The sequence below is a fragment of the Paracoccus sp. MC1854 genome (assembly GCF_014164635.1).
Classification (GTDB): domain Bacteria; phylum Pseudomonadota; class Alphaproteobacteria; order Rhodobacterales; family Rhodobacteraceae; genus Paracoccus.
In genome coordinates, this window is the sequence record NZ_JACJFU010000040.1 from 1 (window position 1) to 17,695 (window position 17,695).

General features: G+C 65.8%; 19 protein-coding genes. 11 read left to right on the forward strand and 8 right to left on the reverse strand.

The window, feature by feature from the left end:
- The 4 genes from H5395_RS15895 to H5395_RS15910 all read right to left on the reverse strand — a co-directional run.
- A partial coding sequence (locus tag H5395_RS15895; RefSeq protein ID WP_182793534.1) for a phage portal protein occupies positions 1 to 778 on the reverse strand: 778 nt, incomplete at its 3' end.
- Between the two features lie 12 nt (positions 779 to 790).
- Positions 791 to 1,264: a terminase TerL endonuclease subunit gene (locus tag H5395_RS15900; RefSeq protein WP_182793535.1), complete on the reverse strand. Its 474-nt coding sequence runs from the start codon at positions 1,262 to 1,264 to the stop codon at positions 791 to 793.
- Positions 1,228 to 2,511 (reverse strand): terminase large subunit domain-containing protein, encoded by a 1,284-nt coding sequence (locus tag H5395_RS15905; RefSeq protein WP_182793536.1) that lies wholly within the window; start codon positions 2,509 to 2,511, stop codon positions 1,228 to 1,230. The genes H5395_RS15900 and H5395_RS15905 overlap by 37 nt, the downstream gene beginning before the upstream one ends.
- Positions 2,512 to 2,545: 34 nt before the next feature.
- Positions 2,546 to 3,016, reverse strand: coding sequence for a phage terminase small subunit P27 family (locus H5395_RS15910; protein WP_182793537.1), 471 nt, complete (start codon positions 3,014 to 3,016; stop codon positions 2,546 to 2,548).
- 129 nt (positions 3,017 to 3,145) lie between these two features.
- On the opposite strand from H5395_RS15910, the gene H5395_RS15915 reads away from it, so the two are divergent.
- Both H5395_RS15915 and H5395_RS15920 read left to right on the forward strand, forming a co-directional pair.
- Positions 3,146 to 3,370, forward strand: a complete 225-nt coding sequence (locus tag H5395_RS15915) for a hypothetical protein (protein WP_182793538.1) — start codon at positions 3,146 to 3,148, stop codon at positions 3,368 to 3,370.
- Positions 3,371 to 3,464: 94 nt separating this feature from the next.
- Positions 3,465 to 3,983: a DUF3489 domain-containing protein gene (locus H5395_RS15920; protein WP_182793539.1), complete on the forward strand. Its 519-nt coding sequence runs from the start codon at positions 3,465 to 3,467 to the stop codon at positions 3,981 to 3,983.
- 11 nt (positions 3,984 to 3,994) lie between these two features.
- Here the strand turns inward: H5395_RS15920 and H5395_RS15925 are convergent, their stop codons facing one another.
- From H5395_RS15925 to H5395_RS15940, 4 genes are all read right to left on the reverse strand, one after another.
- On the reverse strand, positions 3,995 to 4,252 hold the full coding sequence (locus H5395_RS15925; protein WP_182793540.1) for a hypothetical protein: 258 nt from the start codon (positions 4,250 to 4,252) through the stop codon (positions 3,995 to 3,997).
- Positions 4,249 to 5,568, reverse strand: a complete 1,320-nt coding sequence (locus H5395_RS15930) for a site-specific DNA-methyltransferase (protein ID WP_255440748.1) — start codon at positions 5,566 to 5,568, stop codon at positions 4,249 to 4,251. Before H5395_RS15930 ends, H5395_RS15925 begins: the two co-directional genes overlap by 4 nt.
- Before the next feature lie 103 nt (positions 5,569 to 5,671).
- Entirely contained in the window at positions 5,672 to 6,028 is a 357-nt protein-coding gene (locus H5395_RS15935) for an HNH endonuclease (protein WP_182793541.1), read from the reverse strand.
- 139 nt (positions 6,029 to 6,167) lie between these two features.
- Complete coding sequence (locus H5395_RS15940; protein ID WP_182793542.1) at positions 6,168 to 6,548, reverse strand: DUF6362 family protein; 381 nt, start codon at positions 6,546 to 6,548, stop codon at positions 6,168 to 6,170.
- 325 nt (positions 6,549 to 6,873) lie between these two features.
- On the opposite strand from H5395_RS15940, the gene H5395_RS15945 reads away from it, so the two are divergent.
- The 9 genes from H5395_RS15945 to H5395_RS15985 all read left to right on the forward strand — a co-directional run bounded on the left by H5395_RS15945 (position 6,874) and on the right by H5395_RS15985 (position 17,573).
- A complete protein-coding gene (locus H5395_RS15945; RefSeq protein ID WP_182793543.1) occupies positions 6,874 to 7,656 on the forward strand; it encodes a hypothetical protein in 783 nt (260 codons plus the stop codon).
- The gene (locus H5395_RS15950; RefSeq protein ID WP_182793544.1) at positions 7,649 to 9,529 is read left to right on the forward strand and encodes a hypothetical protein; all 1,881 of its coding nucleotides are present in this window, start codon (positions 7,649 to 7,651) and stop codon (positions 9,527 to 9,529) included. Before H5395_RS15945 ends, H5395_RS15950 begins: the two co-directional genes overlap by 8 nt.
- A 202-nt stretch (positions 9,530 to 9,731) precedes the next feature.
- The gene (locus H5395_RS15955; RefSeq protein ID WP_131675210.1) at positions 9,732 to 9,950 is read left to right on the forward strand and encodes a helix-turn-helix domain-containing protein; all 219 of its coding nucleotides are present in this window, start codon (positions 9,732 to 9,734) and stop codon (positions 9,948 to 9,950) included.
- Positions 9,947 to 12,229, forward strand: coding sequence for a phage/plasmid primase, P4 family (locus H5395_RS15960; RefSeq protein WP_182793545.1), 2,283 nt, complete (start codon positions 9,947 to 9,949; stop codon positions 12,227 to 12,229). The genes H5395_RS15955 and H5395_RS15960 overlap by 4 nt, the downstream gene beginning before the upstream one ends.
- 190 nt (positions 12,230 to 12,419) lie before the next feature.
- Complete coding sequence (locus tag H5395_RS15965; RefSeq protein WP_182793546.1) at positions 12,420 to 12,875, forward strand: DUF2924 domain-containing protein; 456 nt, start codon at positions 12,420 to 12,422, stop codon at positions 12,873 to 12,875.
- Entirely contained in the window at positions 12,872 to 14,194 is a 1,323-nt protein-coding gene (locus tag H5395_RS15970) for a recombinase family protein (RefSeq protein WP_182793547.1), read from the forward strand. The genes H5395_RS15965 and H5395_RS15970 overlap by 4 nt, the downstream gene beginning before the upstream one ends.
- Positions 14,191 to 14,586, forward strand: a complete 396-nt coding sequence (locus tag H5395_RS15975) for a hypothetical protein (protein WP_255440749.1) — start codon at positions 14,191 to 14,193, stop codon at positions 14,584 to 14,586. Before H5395_RS15970 ends, H5395_RS15975 begins: the two co-directional genes overlap by 4 nt.
- Before the next feature lie 140 nt (positions 14,587 to 14,726).
- Entirely contained in the window at positions 14,727 to 16,373 is a 1,647-nt protein-coding gene (locus H5395_RS15980; RefSeq protein WP_182793548.1) for a DUF262 domain-containing protein, read from the forward strand.
- Between the two features lie 90 nt (positions 16,374 to 16,463).
- Positions 16,464 to 17,573, forward strand: a complete 1,110-nt coding sequence (locus H5395_RS15985) for a DNA methyltransferase (protein ID WP_182793549.1) — start codon at positions 16,464 to 16,466, stop codon at positions 17,571 to 17,573.
- The last annotated feature ends 122 nt before the right edge of the window (positions 17,574 to 17,695 follow it).

Consider the following 17,695-nt stretch of genomic DNA (forward strand, 5'->3'; position numbering starts at 1 on the left):
CGTCGAGGCCCGCCTTGAGGTTGGCCACCGCCTCTTGCCCGAGCCGGCCGGGATGGCGAAGCACGCCCGAGACCCGGGCGCCATTGCGGAAGGTCGAGGCGCCGTGCTCTTCCATAGCCAACGACAGCCCGATCGTCTCGCGGGCATGGGTGATCACCGACACGCCGGTGACGCCATCGAGCGTCATGCCGACGAGGTGGAACATCTCGGACTGCCCGAGCCGCACCCGCACCCCGTCACGCCGGGTGTAGACGTACTCGAGCGCCAGATCGTCCCGCTGCCGACAGGTCACCCGGTCGGGTTGCAGAGGGATCAGCTCCCGGACCTGCCCCCGCGAGCGCACGATCATGGCATAGGCGTTGCCGCGCAGCAGCAGATGGGTCTGCATCATGCGGCGGAACTGCGAGGGCGTCTGCCAGCGGTTGGGCCGGCGCCGCAGCAGGTGCCAGAGCGGATCGTCCGAGGCGTCCTCCCTCGTGCGGTCGTCGATGCGACGGCGCAACTGCAGCGGCAGGGTCGCGACGGCGCCCGCGATGATGCGCACGCAGGCATGGACGGCGGCCACCGTGAGGGCGGTCTCGGGCGAGACGCTCACCCCGGCCGCCGTGGCCGAACCGCCGCGGAGGACCTGCTCCAGCTCGGACGAGGTATGGACCACCGTGCCGCCCATCGCCCCGAGGGATGCCTGTGGTCGTAGATCTGGCTGCGGCTGCGGCGGCGCGGCAGCCGCGGGCATTGCGCTTGCACGCGCGCCGAAGAGACGGAACCAGAGAGACATGCAGCGTTCCTGTCAGAGCAGCATCGGCCCACGGGCCTGATAGACCGAACGTCCGGCGGACTCGTCGCGCAGCATGGCGCGGCCAAGCGCGTTGCAGAGCGCCACGATCCCGTCGATGCGCTCGGAGGAGCGTTCCTTGTCGGGCTTGATATTGCCGGCCGGGTCCTGGCGCACGGCCACGTTCGAGGCATTCCAGCGCAGCACCGGATGCCCGCCATGCCAGAGCAGCCGCGAGACCGCGAGCCGCTCCAGTTCAGCCGTGGGCGCGGCCATGCTCAGGAACCCCTGGCCGAACTGCACGAGGTCGATGCCCTCGTCCTGCAGATGCTGGACGATCTCGCCCGCGAAGGTGCGGTCGTAGGCCAACTCGCGCAGATCGAACCGGCCGGCGAGATTGACGATCTCCGCCTCGATGAAGGCGAAGTCGGTGGCATTGCCGGGCGTCGCGGTCAGAAACCCCTGGTCGCGCCAGACATCATAGGGCACCCGGTCACGCCGGGCGCGGCGCAGGATATCCTCTTCCGGCACCCAGAACCGGCTGAGCACGATCCACTTGTCCGCGAGGTTCCCGAGCGTCGGATCCCGCCTGGCGGAAACAGCAGCACGAAAGCCGAGAGGTCGTTGACCCGCGCCAGGTCCAGCCCGCCATAGCATTCACGTCCCGCGAGCAGGCGCTCCACACAGGCAAGCCCGGTCGTGATCTCTGTCCCGCTGGCACTTGCCGGCAGCCCGCCTTCCGCCCAGACCTCCATGTCGAGCCAGCGGGTGACCTGTTCGGTCCATTCGTTCAGCCGCAGCCGTCGGATGGCGTTCTGCTGTGCCGGCATCTCGCGCGCCTCGTCGATCTGGCGCTTGAGGTCGTCAACCTTCACCGTCACCCCGAGGCTCGGGTTGGCCTTCACCCAGACCCTCGGATCAGTCCAGTCATCGCCCGCGTCGATGGTGGCGATGAAGGCGAACCAGGGGTCGGCCGTCTCCTGCGGCAGCGTGCCCTCGAGCACCTTGACCGAGAACTCGTGATGTTGACGACAGACCGAGTGGCGGTCGTGGCCGGCGGTGGTGATCTCGACGATCAGCGGCTGGCGCCGGGCACCGGTTGCCGTGTTGAGCTTCTGGATGATCTCGGGTCCGGGATGTTCGTGCACCTCGTCCACAGCGGCGAAATGCACGTTCAGGCCGTCCATCTTGCTGGCGTCGGCCGAGAGCGGCCGGAACCACGACGCGGTCGGCAGCACCGCGAGATTATTGACCGTGCGGGTGACGCGGGCCGACAGAGCGGGGCTCGCCGCCACCATCCGCTCGGCCTCGCCAAAGACGATCCGGGCCTGGTCGCGGGTGGTCGCGGCCGCATAGACATGCGCCCCGGCCTCGCCATCCGCCACCAGTGCATAAAGCGCGATTCCGGCCAGCAGTGCCGACTTGCCGTTCTTGCGGGCGACCTCGACATAGGCCGTGCGGAACCGCCGCAGACCGTCCGCGCGCTTCCAGCCGAAGACGGAGCCCACCACGAATTGCTGCCACGGCTGCAGATCGAAGGGCTGGCCCGCCCATTCCCCGGTCGAATGGCGCAGATGGCTGAAGAACTCGATCGCGTGCAGCGCAGCTTCCCGGTCCCAGACGAGGCCGCGGTCCTTGCCGGCCTTCAGATCGTCCAGATGGCGCTGGCAGGCCAGCCGGGTGAGATGGCCGGCCACGACCTTGCCCTCCACCACCTTGCGAGCCCAGGCGGTCACGGGACAGCTCGGTGTCTTCCGCCCGGGGCCGGATTTACGCTGTGCTGCCACGGTTCAGAAAATCCTCGAACGGATCGCGGGTCTCGGCTGGCGCCGCCGTGCGGATGCGGGTCCGGCTCGAGGGGGTCAGCCCGAACTCGCTCTCGATCTGGCCCATCTGCGCCAGGCACTTGTTCGCCACCGCTAGAAACGGGTTCTGGATGATGTTGCCGCCGGTGGTCTTGACCACCGGGCCGCGGCGCTTGACCTCGGCCTCCGCCTCGAGCCAGCGCCGCCAGACCACCACGTAACGGGCCAGCGCCCCGGCATCGAGCTCGGTCATCACCCCGTGTCGGGCCAGAAGGATTGCCATGTCGGCGAACTTCGCCGCAGCTTCAGCGTCGAGGTGCTCAGGCGGATTTGGAATGGCTACGACCGGCTGCGGCTCGGCAGGGTTCATTCGGTGCGGGCGCGCTGTGCCTTTCACCAGCTTCAACTGGGTCGGGAGCGGTTTGCGGCCAGCCATGATTGACGTCCTTCCTGATGTGCCCTCCCCACAAAGCAATGATCTTGCGGCCATTTGCCTACACTTCGCAGCGCGGCGGAGCGATTCTGATGACACAAGGACGCTGCATCAGAGCCAGGGAGCCCCGAGATGACCCGCCGCACCACCGACAATTCCGAGGCCTTGGGCGCCTTCATCGGCAAGAAAGCCGAGATCGACGCGATGCTTGTCCGGCTCACCGCCCTGAGCGACGAGCACTTCAACGCCCACCCCGACGAGGTGACCTGGGGCCACGTCAACACGCTCGAGCACTACGCCAGCCTCCTGGAGCGGATTACCGACAGCGCCTTCGGCGAGGGCGAACACGCCCGCTGATCTCCGGCACCACCCGAACTCCTGCCGCGCAGACGCGCGGCTCGGGGTCGTAGGAGGGTCGTGACGGTCGCGGCCCCGAACACGGAGACGACCCATGGCACAGATCCAGCTGTCCGACGCCCAAGCCTTCATCCTGTCCACAGCCTGCGCACGCGAGGACGGAGCCATCTTCCCCGTCACCGCAAGCCTCAAGGGCGGCGCCGTCGGCAACGTCTGCAAGAGCCTCCTGAAGCGGGGCCTGATCGAGGAAATCGCAGCCACCGATCTCAACACTGTCTGGCGACACGACGAGGAACGTGGCCCGATCACGCTGCGCGCCACGCTGTTGGCCTGTAGCACCCTCGGCATCACGGATGAACAGAGTGGCACGCCGCCGGCCCAAACGCCGACCTCCGCGGTCCAGCGCCGGAAGGGCACCAAGCAGGAGACCCTGATCGAGATGCTCCGCGCCGAGGGCGGCGCGACCATCGACGAGATCGTCGCCGCCACGGGTTGGCAGCCACACACGGTGCGTGGCGCCATGTCCGGGGCGCTGAAGAAGAAACTCGGGCTCCACGTCACTTCGGAGAAGGTAGAGAACCGAGGGCGCATGTACAGCCTCAGCGAGGCTTGACCCGCCGACCCTCATGACCGCCGCTCCTTCGGAGCGGCGGTCGCTCCTGTGGCACTCAGCATCCTGATCCCCTCGAAAGCCCGCCGCAGGGCGAAGGATCGTGCGATGCTCACCACGGTGAAGATAGCGCCCATCTTCAGGTTCTGCGCGAGCGTCGTGTGCAACCCGAAGATGGGGAAGATGAGGATCTGGGTCACTACCGCGACCCCGTAGCCGACGACCACGTTGGCGATCGCCTCAACCAGCGACATGGCTCGGGTCTGCTTCATGCCGCGTCCTCCTGGCTCTCGTCGACGCCGCCCAGCCGCTCGACCGTCACCTCGGCGAAGGTCCGGCCGTCGCCGTCGAGGATCGCATCCTTGCCGGTCTCGGCCTGCCAGCGCTCCAAGGCGACATCGACATAGGCTGCGCTGATCTCCATCGCGAAGACGCGGCGGCCGTTGGCCTCGCCCGCCATGATCTGCGAACCGGAGCCCGAGAACGGCTCGTAGCAGAGCCCGCCGCGGGCGACGTGCTGGCGCATCGGGATGCCGAAGGCGTCGAGCGGCTTTGGGGTCGGGTGATCGGGCCGGTCGTCCCTCGCGAAGCTCGGCATCTCCCAGGTCGAGGGCAGCGTCTGCTCCGCCACCTTCGGCGGGCGGTTCGGGCGGCGCCAGCCCATGAAACAGGGCTCGTGCTTCCAGAGATAGTGGGACCGGGTCAGCACCCCGCGGTCCTTCACCCAGATGATCTGCTGGTGAACGAAGGCGCCGGCCTTCTCCCAGCAGGCCTCGAGCATCGCCTGCCGGCGCGAGGCGTGCCAGCAGTACCACGCAGCATCCTCGGTGATGGCCCCGGCCACGGCGGCCCCGATGAACCCGTCGTAGAGCTCCGCGCCCTGCGAACTGTCGTCCCAGGTCGTGCCATAGGAGGCGGACCAATCCTTGTTGCGGGTCGGGTGATTGCTGCCATCGTAATCGACGAGGTATGGCGGGTCGGTCGCGAACAGCACCGCGCGCTCGCCGTTCATCAGCCGGCGGACATCGTCATGGCTCGTGCTGTCGCCGCAGAGCAGCCGGTGATCGCCGAGAATCCAGAGATCGCCGGTGCGCGAGGCCGGGTTGCGCGGCGGCTCGGGGATAACGACCGGCAGGGTCGAGCCTTCCTCTTCCCCCTCGGTCCCGGCCAGCAATCGGTCCAGCTCACCATCCTCAAAGCCCAGGATACCGAGGTCGAGCCCGGCCTCCTTCAAATCTGTGAGCTCCAGCGACAGCAGCGCCTCGTCCCAACCGGCGTTGAGCGCGATGCGGTTGTCCGCCAGCACCAGTGCCCGCCGCTGGTTGTCGCTGAGCCCGGTCAGGGTGATCGTCGGCACGGTATCCATGCCGAGCAGTCGCGCCGCCAGCACCCGCCCATGACCGGCGATCAGCGTGCCGTCCTCGGCGATCAGCACCGGATTGGTGAAGCGGAACTCGCGGATCGAGCCGGCGATCTCCGCCACCTGCGCCTCGGAATGGGTGCGGGCATTGCGGGCATAGGGCACGAGACTGTCGAGGGCGCGATAATCTATGGCAAGCTGACGATCGGACACGTGGAACTCCATCATGATCATGCCTGCACCCCCCCCTCGCCATTTTGGCCACGGATGCAGAACGCTTGGCGCGCGGTCCTGACGTCGAACCGCCCAGAGATTTGACCTCCCCCCGGGGTCAGCCGGAGGGTTCGCGCTCGGTCCGCCGGTTGCCGAAGCCGCCATCCTCGGCCGCGGTCTTGCGGCTGTGGCAGGAGGCGCAGAGCGGCTGCCACCCGTCCTGCTCCCAGAACCGGGCGGTGTCGCCCCGATGCGGGATGACGTGGTCGACGACGCTGGCCGGCGTCAGCCGATCGTGGCGCTGGCACTCGGCGCAGAGCGGGTGTCGGGCCAGGAACAGCCGGCGCTCCTGCTGCCAGCGAGCGGAGCGGTAGAGCGCGCGGATGGCCGGATCACGCTTGCGGTCGGTGTCACGGTCACGCTCACGCTTGTCGCGCCGCCCCACCGGGCGATGGATGGGCGGACGCTGCGGCATGAGGCCTCGCGACGAAAACGGACAATGGCGAGATGGAAAAGACCGGGGGCGCTCTCGGCGCTCGTCTCCCGATCATATCCTGCTTGTAGCACGGATCTGTTGCAGGTGTCGAACACGAATGTGTTGCAACACTCTGGACTCACTCGGCATTCAGCCGCGCCGCGATCTTCGTCAGCGCCAGCTGCCAGCGCCGCCAGGCGGTGGTGCGGTCGCAGCCGAGTTCGTGGCTGATCACCTTCCACGGCACCCGCGCCGCCCGCGCCCAGACCAGCCGACGCTCGGCCTCCTCGAGCCACGCCACCCAGTCGAAGGTCCGCTCGAGCCCGGAGATCGACCTGGCCGACGGCACGATCCGCATCGGCTCGGGCGTCATCGCCGCGATCTCCTCCGGCTCGCGCAGGATCGTGGGCCAGGCGTGGACGAAGCCGCGCGCCCTCACCGGCGGCAGCCGGCGCAGCGTGCGGAACGCCTCCTCGAAGTGATCCGCCACGTCGCCGGCAGTCCAGTCGCGCTCAGCCATTCCGCATTTCTCCGGTAACGCCATGCCCACGGCCTGAAGTGTAACATTTCTCGTAAACCACTGTGAGATCGACATTTTCCGTCATTCTTCGCCACGACCCGCCAAGGCACGACACGCCTGTCGGGGGCTACGACCTGCTGTGCGCGCGGCAGGACAGATGGGACAGATGGGACAGAAGAATCCCATAAGTTCTCTCGCGCGCGCGTGTGAGCAAGTAACCAGATTCATCTGTCCTATCTGTCCCATCTGTCCCGATTGCACACCCTGAGGTTGACGGGCGCGGGGACGGGCGGACAGACTGCCGATCGGTCGAGGGGGAGCCAGGATGGGCCACATCCATCTCGGGGTGCTGCCCCGGTCGAAACAGTGGCGGCAGGTTGTCGAGCTGCTGGGCAGCGGCGCAGCAGACGAAGCGGTGTTCGCGGCGGCAGCGATCGCAGCAGAAAGGGACCTCGCCCGCGCCGCTGACGATGCCGTCTTCGTCGAGGCTGTCCGACTGTTGCTGATGATCCCGTTTGCGGCGCGCGACGCTGACTTCGGTCAGGCGCTTCGCGATTGCGACCTGCCCATCGGCTCGACACCCGACCTGTTCGAGATCTCCGCCGCCGCGGGCGCGCGGCTGGACGAGATCGCGCGTGCGGCCGGCCGACGCTCGGATTTCGGCGAGCTGGCCGGGCGCGCACTCATCGGCACGCTCAACGACCAGATCGGTCAGTCGCTGCCCGGTCTCTTCGAGGCCACCGATCGCGACGTGCAGATCGAGGCGCAGCGGCTCTCCCGGCCGTCCGGGGTTGCCGTCCTCACGCGCGCGTTCTTCGGCCGTCTCCTGTCGGACTCGCTCTCGTACTGGCTCGACCGCACGCTGGCGACGCAGACGGGCCCAGGGCGCCGACTGCCGGATGCGGGGGCGCGCAGCGCCTTCGATGTCGCGCTTCAGCGTTACGCCCACGAGGCAACGCGGATCATCCAGGAGTTCGCGCCTGGCTGGTACGGCAAGCGGCTGCATGAGGACGGCCGCGTCGGCTCACCGCAGGCCGCGGCATTCGCCGCAGTGGCGATGAAGAAGATCACCGAGGAGTTGCGGCGCAAGAGGGACGCCGATGACTGACGCGTTGGTCAGCCTCGGCGACGGCTGCGAGCCGCTGCGCATCCGTCTGAATGGTGCAGATGCCACGTTCCGGCTGCGCGCCGACCGGATCTCGGCGGCGCTTGTCCGGCCGATCGAGCCACGCCTGCAGGACCTGCTTGACATTGCCGCTCATGTCTTCGCAGCCGACAGCAGTGTGCCGCGCGGCGGCCCGACGCGCCGGGACATGGGCGAGGAATGGCACCGGCAGTTCGACTTCCACATCCCCGTGCGCGATCCGGCGTTCTGGAGCCGACCGGAGGTTGCCGCCGCGCTGACGGACGCGGTCACGTTCCTGACCGACGACATCGTCGGCTTCAGCTTTTGCGCCCGCGCTGCAGACGAACCCGAGCAACCCTTCCTCGACTTCGATGAAAAAGGCGCGGCGTTTGCCGCCGATGAGGTGCTGCTGTTCTCGGGCGGGCTCGACTCCTTCGCCGGAGCGCTCGAGATGCTGAACACGAGCGACAAACATGTGGTTCTCGTCACCCATCGCTCATCGCAGAAGGCGGCGACGCGTCAGAGGAAACTCGGCGATTATCTCAGAAACCGCTTTCCCGGCAGGGTCCTGCAGATCCATGTCGCTGCCAACAGGGTCGGCGGCGAGGCCCGGGAAGCAACACAGAGGTCCCGCTCCTTCCTCTTCGCAGCGCTGGGCCAGGTCGTGGCGCGAATGTTCGGCGCGCATCAACAGAATTTCTTCGAGAACGGGATCATCGGGCACAACCTGTCGCTCTCGCCTCAGGTGGTGGGCACGATGGCCACGCGCACGACCCACCCGCTCGCGCTCCGGAAGCTCGAGCATCTGATGATGCTGGTGGGCGACGGGTCCGGCGCTGCGATCCGGAACCCCTACCAGTGGCTGACCAAGACCGATGTGGTGCGCCGCATCGCCGAGCACGACGCGGCCGACCAGATCCGACACGCCGTCAGCTGCACCAGCATCCGCGAGCAGAACACGCTGCACACGCATTGTGGCGCCTGCTCGCAATGCCTCGATCGCCGGTTCGCGATGCTCGCTGCAGGTCTCGCCGCCGAGGATCCCTCGGAGATGTATGGTACCGATGTTCTGTTCGGTCCGCGCGAGAAGGACCGGTCCCGGACGATGGCGCTCGAGTGGACCCGGCACGCTGTACGACTGGCGGGCATCGACGACCGCGCCTTCATGAGCACCTTCGGACAGGAGCTGATGCGCATCGCCGGCGGCTATCCGGACCAGCGCCGGGCCGACCTCATGCGCCGGATCCTCGACCTCCATCGACGGCATGGCGGGCTGGTCGTGGCGGTCCTTGAACGAGCCATCCGCGACAATGCTGATCGGCTGGCCCGTCACGAGCTCCCCGACAGCGCGCTTGTCAGGCTCCATGTCGCTGACGCTGCTGCCGTATCGCCGGTGCTCCCTGCCGATCCTTGCGCGACCCCGCAACGGCGACAGCCGCCGGCGCAGACTTCCGGCGATGCGCCCGATCTGGTCCCTGATCAGGATCGTCCGCTCGAGGTCACCTTCGGGATCGAGAACGGCCGTCACGTGATCAGCGTCCTGGGGCTCGGCCGCGTCGAGGGCGCGCCGGCGCGCACGGCTCACGAGCTCAGGTCCGAGTTCGACGAGGATCGTCAAGCTGGGCTTCCCCGCGCCGAACACAGGTATGTCCAGACGGGTGCGCTGGCGACCCGTCTGGAGACCAGCAAGGACGCCGTCGCGCAGCACGTCGGCCGCTGCCGGAAGGAACTGGCGCAGTACCATGAGCTCGTGTTTGGCAGCCCACCGCCGCGACACCTCCTGATCGAGAACAAACCGGGGCGCGGCTACCGTCTCGATCCCGACATCCGGATTCTCAGCCGCGAACCTCGCTGACCAGGAATACCCTCCAGCTGGCCGTCGCACCGGGCTTGTTATGCTGCGGCTGGTTGCTTGTCAGACCTTGCCACTTGCATCATCGTTTTGCTGAAGAAATCACTTTGATTTTGTCAGACCTGCATCAATCGTTGTCAGCCTCCCGCGAGTGAAAACGGGCGTCCTCTGGTCCACCATCAGGGTGTGATCAAGGAGGCCCACGATGGCGATCCCTGCAGCCAAGCCGGTCCATGAACCCGACGCCCTCCTGACGGAGCGCGCGCTCGCGAGCCGCTGGAAGATGTCGGTGCGCAGCCTGCAGCGCTGGCGCTCAAGTGGGACGGGTCCAGTCTGGATGCGGATCGGCGGCTGCATCCGTTACCGTTTCGAGGACATCCTCGCCTTCGAGCAGAGCTGCCGCGTGCCCGAGGCGACGCCATGACAGCGGATGCCCGCAGTCCCTGGATCGACCCTGGTGCCATCACCATGTTTACCGAGGTGGTGTTCGGCGGCCTGACCGGGATCGTGCCGGTACGCATGCTGGCGGAGACCGGCACGCCGGACCAGAAGCCGCAGTCGAGGTTCATCGAGGTGCCGAAGCTGGCTGCGGCGCTGCCGGACCTTGCCAGTGGCGCAGCCAGAACGGCCCGCGGGCTCTATGTTGTGCCCGGCACCGTCAGCAAACCCGGCTCCGCCCGCGCCCGGGACATCGTCGCGACGCGGGTGTTGCTCGTCGATCTCGACAAGGGCGACGTTCCGCTCGCCCGGGAGCACCTTCTGCGCCACCTGGGCGCGCCGAGCCTCGAGGTCGCATCCGGTGGCCGCACCGGAGGCGGAGACGCGAAGCTTCACCTGTATTGGCGGCTGAGCCAGTCCGCGACCGGCGATGATCTCGAGCGCGTCCGGGCGCTCCGGGAGACGGTCGCTCTCAAGGTCGGTGGCGACGGCTCCTTCGCCAGCCTGCATCAGCCGATCCGGGTGCCGGGAAGCATTCACGGCAAGAACGCCAAGCTGAGCCCGGTCCGTTTGCTCTCTTCCACCACAGCAATGTACTCGCTCGATGAGCTGGTGGCGCGTGCCGCCGCAATGTCGCAGCTGGTCGACGTCGGCGCGACGCCTCCGCGCAAGAACCGCCCGACGGCCGGCGAGCTCATGACCCGCAAGACCCGGGCGGGCGGTGCCGACGACGTCACCCGCTTCGAGGCCTTGTCGCGAGTGATCGGACACTGGATCCGTCAGGCACGGCAGGGCCGGTGCAGCCTGGATGAGGCACGTCAGGCGGCGGTCGAGTACAACACGGCAGCCATTGTCCCGCCCTGGGACGCGTCCCGCCTGGAGCGCGAGTTCGATCGCCTGCTCGAGAAGGACATCCATCGGAACCGGCCGTTTGGCGCCCCCGGCCTGGAGGCGCCGCCACTCAGCGAGGACGCGATCGCTGCGGCGTTTGTCGCTCGCCACGCCGAGGATACGCGCTACTGCGCGGCCCTCGGCGGCTGGATGTGGTGGTGCGCCACCCATTGGCAGCGGGATGACCGCAACCTTGTGCGTGAGTTCATGCGCCAGGTGTGCCGATCGGTGGCAAGCAATGCTGACTCCAAGTCGGTTGCCCGCCGCATCGCCAGCGACAGGACCGTCACTGCCGCGCTGCGGCTCGCCGCCGCTGACCCGGCGATCTCCTCGACTGTCGGCGCATGGGACGACGCGCCCATGTGCCTCAACACCGCGGCCGGCCTCCTCGATCTCGAGACCGGCGAGATGCATGGCCACGATCCCGCCCGACTGCTGACCCAGGTTGCCGAGGCCTCGCCCCGCGGATCATGCCCGCGCTGGCTGCAATTCCTTGACCGGGTCACCGCTGGTGATCGGGAGCTGCAGACCTATCTGCAGAGGGTGGCGGGCTACTGCCTCACCGGTTCCACGCGCGAGCAGGTGTTCTTCTTCTTCCACGGGACCGGCGCGAACGGGAAGTCCGTCTTTCTGCAGACCCTCTCGGCGGTGCTCGGCAGCTATGCGGCGACCGCGGCTCCGGGCACCTTCACGGCCAGCCGGAGCGATCGCCACCTCACCGAACTGGCGGGCCTGCGCGGAGCCCGTCTCGTGGTCGCCTTCGAGACCGAGTCGGGTCAGAGCTGGGCCGAGGCACGCATCAAGACGGTCACCGGTGGCGAGCCCATCCGCGCGAACTTCATGCATCGCGACCATTTCGAGTTTCGGCCGCAGTTCAAGCTGATCGTCGCCGGCAATCATCGTCCTGCCCTCACCTCGGTGAACGAGGCGATCCGCCGCCGGCTGCACTTGGTGCCGTTCCCCGTCACCATCCCCGACGAGGATCGCGACCTCCTGCTCTCGGACCGCCTGCTTGAGGAGCGCGACGGGATCCTCGCCTGGGCGATCGAGGGTTGTGCCGAGTGGCAGCGGCGCGGCCTTGCCCCGCCCCCGGCCATTACCGGAGCCAGCGCAGGCTACATCGCCGACGAGGACACCGTCGGCGAATGGATCGAGGAATGTTGCGTCACCGGACCCGGCTGCAAGGCTGCGGCGCGGACGCTCTACGCCAACTGGGTCGCCTGGGCCGAGGCCGCGGGGGCGACGAAGGGCTCGCAGAAGTCACTTGGCGAAGCGCTACGCGAACGCGGCTTCCAGCCTGCCAAGGTCGGTGGCGCGCGCGGGTGGCTCGGCATCACGCCGCGGCATTCGCAGCCGCAGCGGGAGGCAGTCTGATGAACCCGCTGCATCCCCGCCACCTTCGGCCGCTTGAACGCCGGGCGGAACTCTGCCGCCTCCTGGCGCTCGGGCTGATCCGGTTGCGGATGAAGAAACGAGGCGAAGTATCTGATGAGACTGGAGAAAGCTACCTACACTATCCGCCCGACCAATGCCGTCATGCAACTCCAACTCGCCGGAGAAATGCATGAACAAGCCCGATCCCATCCCCGCGCGCCTGGCCGCGCTCAAGACCACGCCGACGCCCGACCTGAAGCAACAGTGGCGCGATTTGTTCGACAGCGAGCCGCCACCATTCAATCGCCGCTACCTGGAGAGCCGGCTGGCCTATCGCATCCAGGAACTTGCGTATGGCGGGCTGAAACCCGAGACGATCCGGCGGCTGGAACGGCTGGGCGAGGAACTCGACGGCGGCGACCGCACGAAGCGTAGCATCCGCGCCGATCGCGACCGCCCGATCACCGGCACTCGGCTGCTGCGCGAATGGCAGGGCGTCGAGCAGGTGGTCACCGTCACAGCCGACGGCTTCGAATGGCAGGGGCGCCCGTACAAGTCGCTGTCCGCAATCGCGCGCGCAATCACCGGCACACGTTGGAACGGCTGGGTGTTCTTCGGGCTCAAGAATCACAGGGGGCGGACATGACGAAACCGCCCGAGAAATCGAAGGTCGTCCGCAAGCTGCGGTGCGCCGTCTACACCCGGAAATCCTCCGAGGAAGGGCTGGAGCAGGAGTTCAACAGCCTGCATGCCCAGCGCGAAGCCTGTGAGGCGTACATCGCCAGCCAGCGATCCGAAGGCTGGGTGCTGGTCCGCGATCAGTATGACGACGGCGGCATCTCGGGCGGAACGCTGGATCGCCCTGGCCTGAAGCGGCTGCTGGAGGATATCGAGGACGGGCTGGTCGATGTTGTGGTGGTCTACAAGATCGACCGCCTCAGTCGCTCGCTGGCGGATTTCGCCAAGCTGGTCGAGGTGTTCGACCGGAACGGCGTGACCTTCGTCTCGGTCACCCAGTCGTTCAACACGACCACGTCCATGGGGCGGTTGACGCTGAACATCCTGCTCAGCTTTGCGCAGTTCGAGCGCGAGGTCACGGCCGAGCGCATCCGCGACAAGGTCGCCGCCAGCCGGAAGAAGGGCATGTGGATGGGCGGTGTCCCGCCCTACGGATACCGGGTGGAAAACCGGAAGCTACTGGTCGACGAAGAAAGCGCCGCGCATGTGCGCTGGATCTTCGCCCGCTTCCTCGAGATCGGGTCCTGCACGGAGCTGGCGCGCGAAGTCGGTACGCGTGGTATTCGCACGCCGCGCGGCAACCGGATCGACAAGAAATACATCTACCGGATGCTGAACAATCGCGCCTACATCGGCGAGGCGGTCCACAAGGGCGATAGCTACCCCGGCGAACACGATGCGATCATCGACCGCGCGCTATGGGATAAGGTCCACGCCATCCTGCAGGAAAGCCCGCGCAAGCGCGCCGCGCGCACCCGCTCGGACACGCCCGCGCTGCTGAAGGGGCTGTTGTTCGGCCCGGACGGCGCCGCATTCTCGCCGACGCATACGCGGAAGGGCGGGAAGCTCTACCGCTATTATGTCAGCCAGACGGTGCTGAAGCATGGCGCGGGATCCTGCCCGGTCGGCCGGGTGCCCGCCGGCGAGATCGAGGCCGCCGTCATCGACCAGCTTCGGGCCGTGTTCCGCCAGCCGGAGATCGTGGCGGGCACTTGGAAGGCGGCGCGTGCCCACGTCGACGACATCACCGAGGCCGACGCCCGTGCGGCTTTGCACCAACTCGACCCGCTGTGGAACGAACTCTTTCCCGCCGAGCAGGCGCGCATCGTAGGGCTGCTGGTCGAGCGCGTCGAGATTGGCACCGAAGGGTTGAACGTCCGCCTGCGCATGGACGGTCTGGCCGGGCTCGCGCGCGAAATCACCACCGACATAGGAGCAGCCGCATGACCCGCGCCACGCCGATGCCCGACACCGTCACCATCCATGTTCCGTTCCGTCTCGTGAAGCGCGGCGGGCGCAAGGAGATGCAGCTGCCCGAGGGTGCTGCACAGCCGCGCAGGACGGACAGCACGTTGGTCAAGGCGCTGGCGCGCGCATTCCGCTGGAAGCGGATGCTTGAGTCGGGCGAATTCGCCACCATCGCCGAACTGGCTGAGCGCGAGGGGATCGCCGCACCATACCTGAAGAGGACAATGCGCCTCACGCAACTGGCCCCCGACTTGGTGGAGGGCATCCTTGACGGCAGCCAGCCGTCAGGCCTCAAGCTGGAGGCGTTGCGCAGCACATTGCCAAGGACCTGGTCCGAGCAACGCGCCGTCCTGAACACTGCCCTAGATTGAAGATGCCTCCGGTGCGCCGCCGGCTTGAGGCTTGCATCATCCTCGGGCCGCAGCTTAGTCTCGCGCCGCAAACGGCGGTAATGTCAGCTCAAAATCGGGCGTTCGGCAATGCAGTCGCCGTCCGATAGTAGAGAGCGACAATGGAAGCGGGCGAGCGCACGATCAGTCAGATTCTGACCGAACAGATTAGATACGAAATACCCGCGTATCAGCGACCGTATTCTTGGGAAAAGGGTAACGTTGAACAACTTCTCGACGATGTCTGGGAAGCATATGTGGCCAACGACGAGGAGTACTTTATCGGCTCGCTCATCACCATCGAGCGCGAAAAGGGTCGCCTGTATGATGTCGTGGACGGCCAGCAGCGGCTGACGACCCTCAACCTGATTTTCTCACGCCTGCGCGATGCCGTGGATGAACCGGCGAAATCTGAACTGGGTCGGCGTGTGTTGCCACGCAATGCGCTGACTGGTGAGGAGGAGACGCCACGACTGACCCTACGCCAGCGCGATCAGAACTTCTTCCGACGTCACGTGCTGGCCGGAGAAGTGGTTCCCGAGGCGCTGCGCAAGGAGGTCGCAAAGGAGCAGGATGCCCCAAAGCAGCGCATCATCGAGAACTTGGAGGCCATCGACAGCTTTATAGCTCAGCATGACCAGAAGACGCTGAAGCTGTTCGCGAACTATCTGCTCAGCAGGGTCTATGTGGTGTTTGTCACCACTGCTTCCTGGCAGTCGGCATACCGGTTGTTCAACGTTCTAAATGCCCGCGGCATGGCGCTATCAAATGCCGACTTGATCAAGAACATGCTGTTCGCGCGGCTCGGCGGCAATGCAGCCCGTAGCAGTGATCTGGACGAGGCGTGGCTCGAACTGGAGGAGCAGATCGGTATCGAGCGGCTTGACCAGTTCATGGCGCATCATCGCAGCTCGATTGTCGCGACAAAAGCACGGAAGGCTCTGCACGAGGAGTTCGAGCCCCTTATCGCGACTGCGGCGACGCCGTTCACTTTCCTCGACGAGGTGAATACCTCTGCTCGCAATTATCTGCGCGTTCTCAGGAACGAGTTCGAGGCGCCCGCAGCTCGTCGCGCGGTCAGATCGCTCAAGCGGGTAGCGTTCGAGGAGTGGATCCCGCCGCTGCTGGCCTTCTTGAACAGGCCGGTAGCTGACATGCCCGAGGGCGAGTTCATCGATCTACTCGAACGGATCACCTATCAGAACTGGATCCGGCGGCTCGCGTTCACTGCTCGTTTAACAGCATACTTTCAGCTCATCACCGCGATCCGTGCCGGGAAAAACGCGGACGACATCCGCGCGATCTTCCGCGCCAATGCCAACGACGATGAGTTCCGTTCTCTGCTGGACGGCGAGGTTTATGGGCGGCCCTTTGCGCAGGCCGTCCTGCTGCGGCTTGAAGAGGCCGATCAGGACGAGTCGGTGACCAAGGACTTCGGCGGAAAGATCACCATCGAGCATGTTCTGCCGCAGGCGCTGAAGGACGCCTACTGGCGTGAGCGTTTCACCGATGACGACCACCGCCTGTGGCTGCACCGCCTTGGCAATCTTGCGCTGCTTGCTGGCATCAAGAATTACAAGGCGCAGTATTTCCCATTCGACCGCAAGAAGAAGATTTACGCAGAGCGGAACAACCGGGTTTCCTTCGACACCACAAAGCCGATCCTGTCGGCTGATCATTGGACGAAGGACCTGCTGGCCGCTAGGCAGGCTGATCTGGTCGATAGAGCGCAGCGGATATGGTCGCTCTCCAAGTCGGGCACGGCCTGACGAGAGGCTCATGCACCATGCAAAAAAGCAAGCCACCGACCATACAGCAAGGTCACCGCACGGCCGGTTTAGGACGAAAAGAGATTTAGAGTGTCGCGTCTGACGGATCTGATCGCCCGGGCGAAGGCCAGGGACAGCGCTCTGGGAGAAGAGCTTGAGCGGGAGTTCAAGGCGCTGGCGTCGCGGCGGGCCTTCGGGCTGAACTTCGAACGACACCGCCCGGAAAGCGTGGAACTGCCCGGCCGCCCCGTGCGTCGGGGGGACAAGGTGCGCATTCTTCCGTTACGGGGTTCTGTCCAGCGCCCAGACCAGCGGCTCTGGCGCGTCAAGCGGATTGACGGCAAAGGCGAGGCGCGGATGGCGCTGGTCGAGCTGATCGACGCCGAGGCGCCAGAGAGGGTGGATGTCGCGGTTGCCGATCTGGTCGTGGTGGCCGAGTTCCGCGACTTCATCTATCCCGGTCTGGTCAGCACGGGGCGCGTGTCGCGCGGGGGCGACAAGCCGTTCCACACAGTGATCAACGGCGAGAACTTCCATGTGCTCGAGGCGCTGACCTACACCCATCGCGGCAAGATCGACGCCATCTACATCGATCCACCTTACAATTCGGGTGCAACTGACTGGAAATACAACAACGCTTACGTTGAAAAGGATGATCTGTATCGGCACTCGAAGTGGCTGGCGATGATTGAGAGAAGACTAATTGTTGCCAAGTCTCTTCTGAAGTCTGAAAATTCAGTCCTAATGGTAACAATTGATGCGCGTGAGTATCTTCGCCTTGGGCTGCTTCTGGAGCAGATATTCCCAGAAGCTCGCATTCAAATGATTTCAACAGTCATTAATCCAAAGGGTGTTTCAGTTGTTGGAGGTTTCCGAAGGGCCGACGAATATATTTTCGTTGTCATGCTCGGAGACGCCGCGCCCTCTCGCCTGCCCTTAAGTGCCGAATGGTCGCCATCTTCAATTGTGAGCGGCAGCCATCGTGTCGATGAATCCGACGTGACTGGCCAAGAGACGGAGAAAATGTCTCGTGCTGAGCCGGGGTGGACATCTATGATGCGCCGCGGATCGGAAGCTGCGAGAAGTGATAGAATATCAATGTTTTATCCAATCTATGCGGATCCGCAGACCAGAAAAATAGTCGAAATCGGTGATCCAGTACCGGAAGGAGAGGAAACCGCTCCAGGGAAGGAGGGGTAATCCTCCCATTTCTAACGGGGTCCATTCGTAGAACTCATGCGGCCATTTTCAGTTTCTGGGCGGGTGTGATGCCGCCGATGCCCATGTTCGGGCGGTCGTTGTTGTAAGTCCAGAGCCATTGC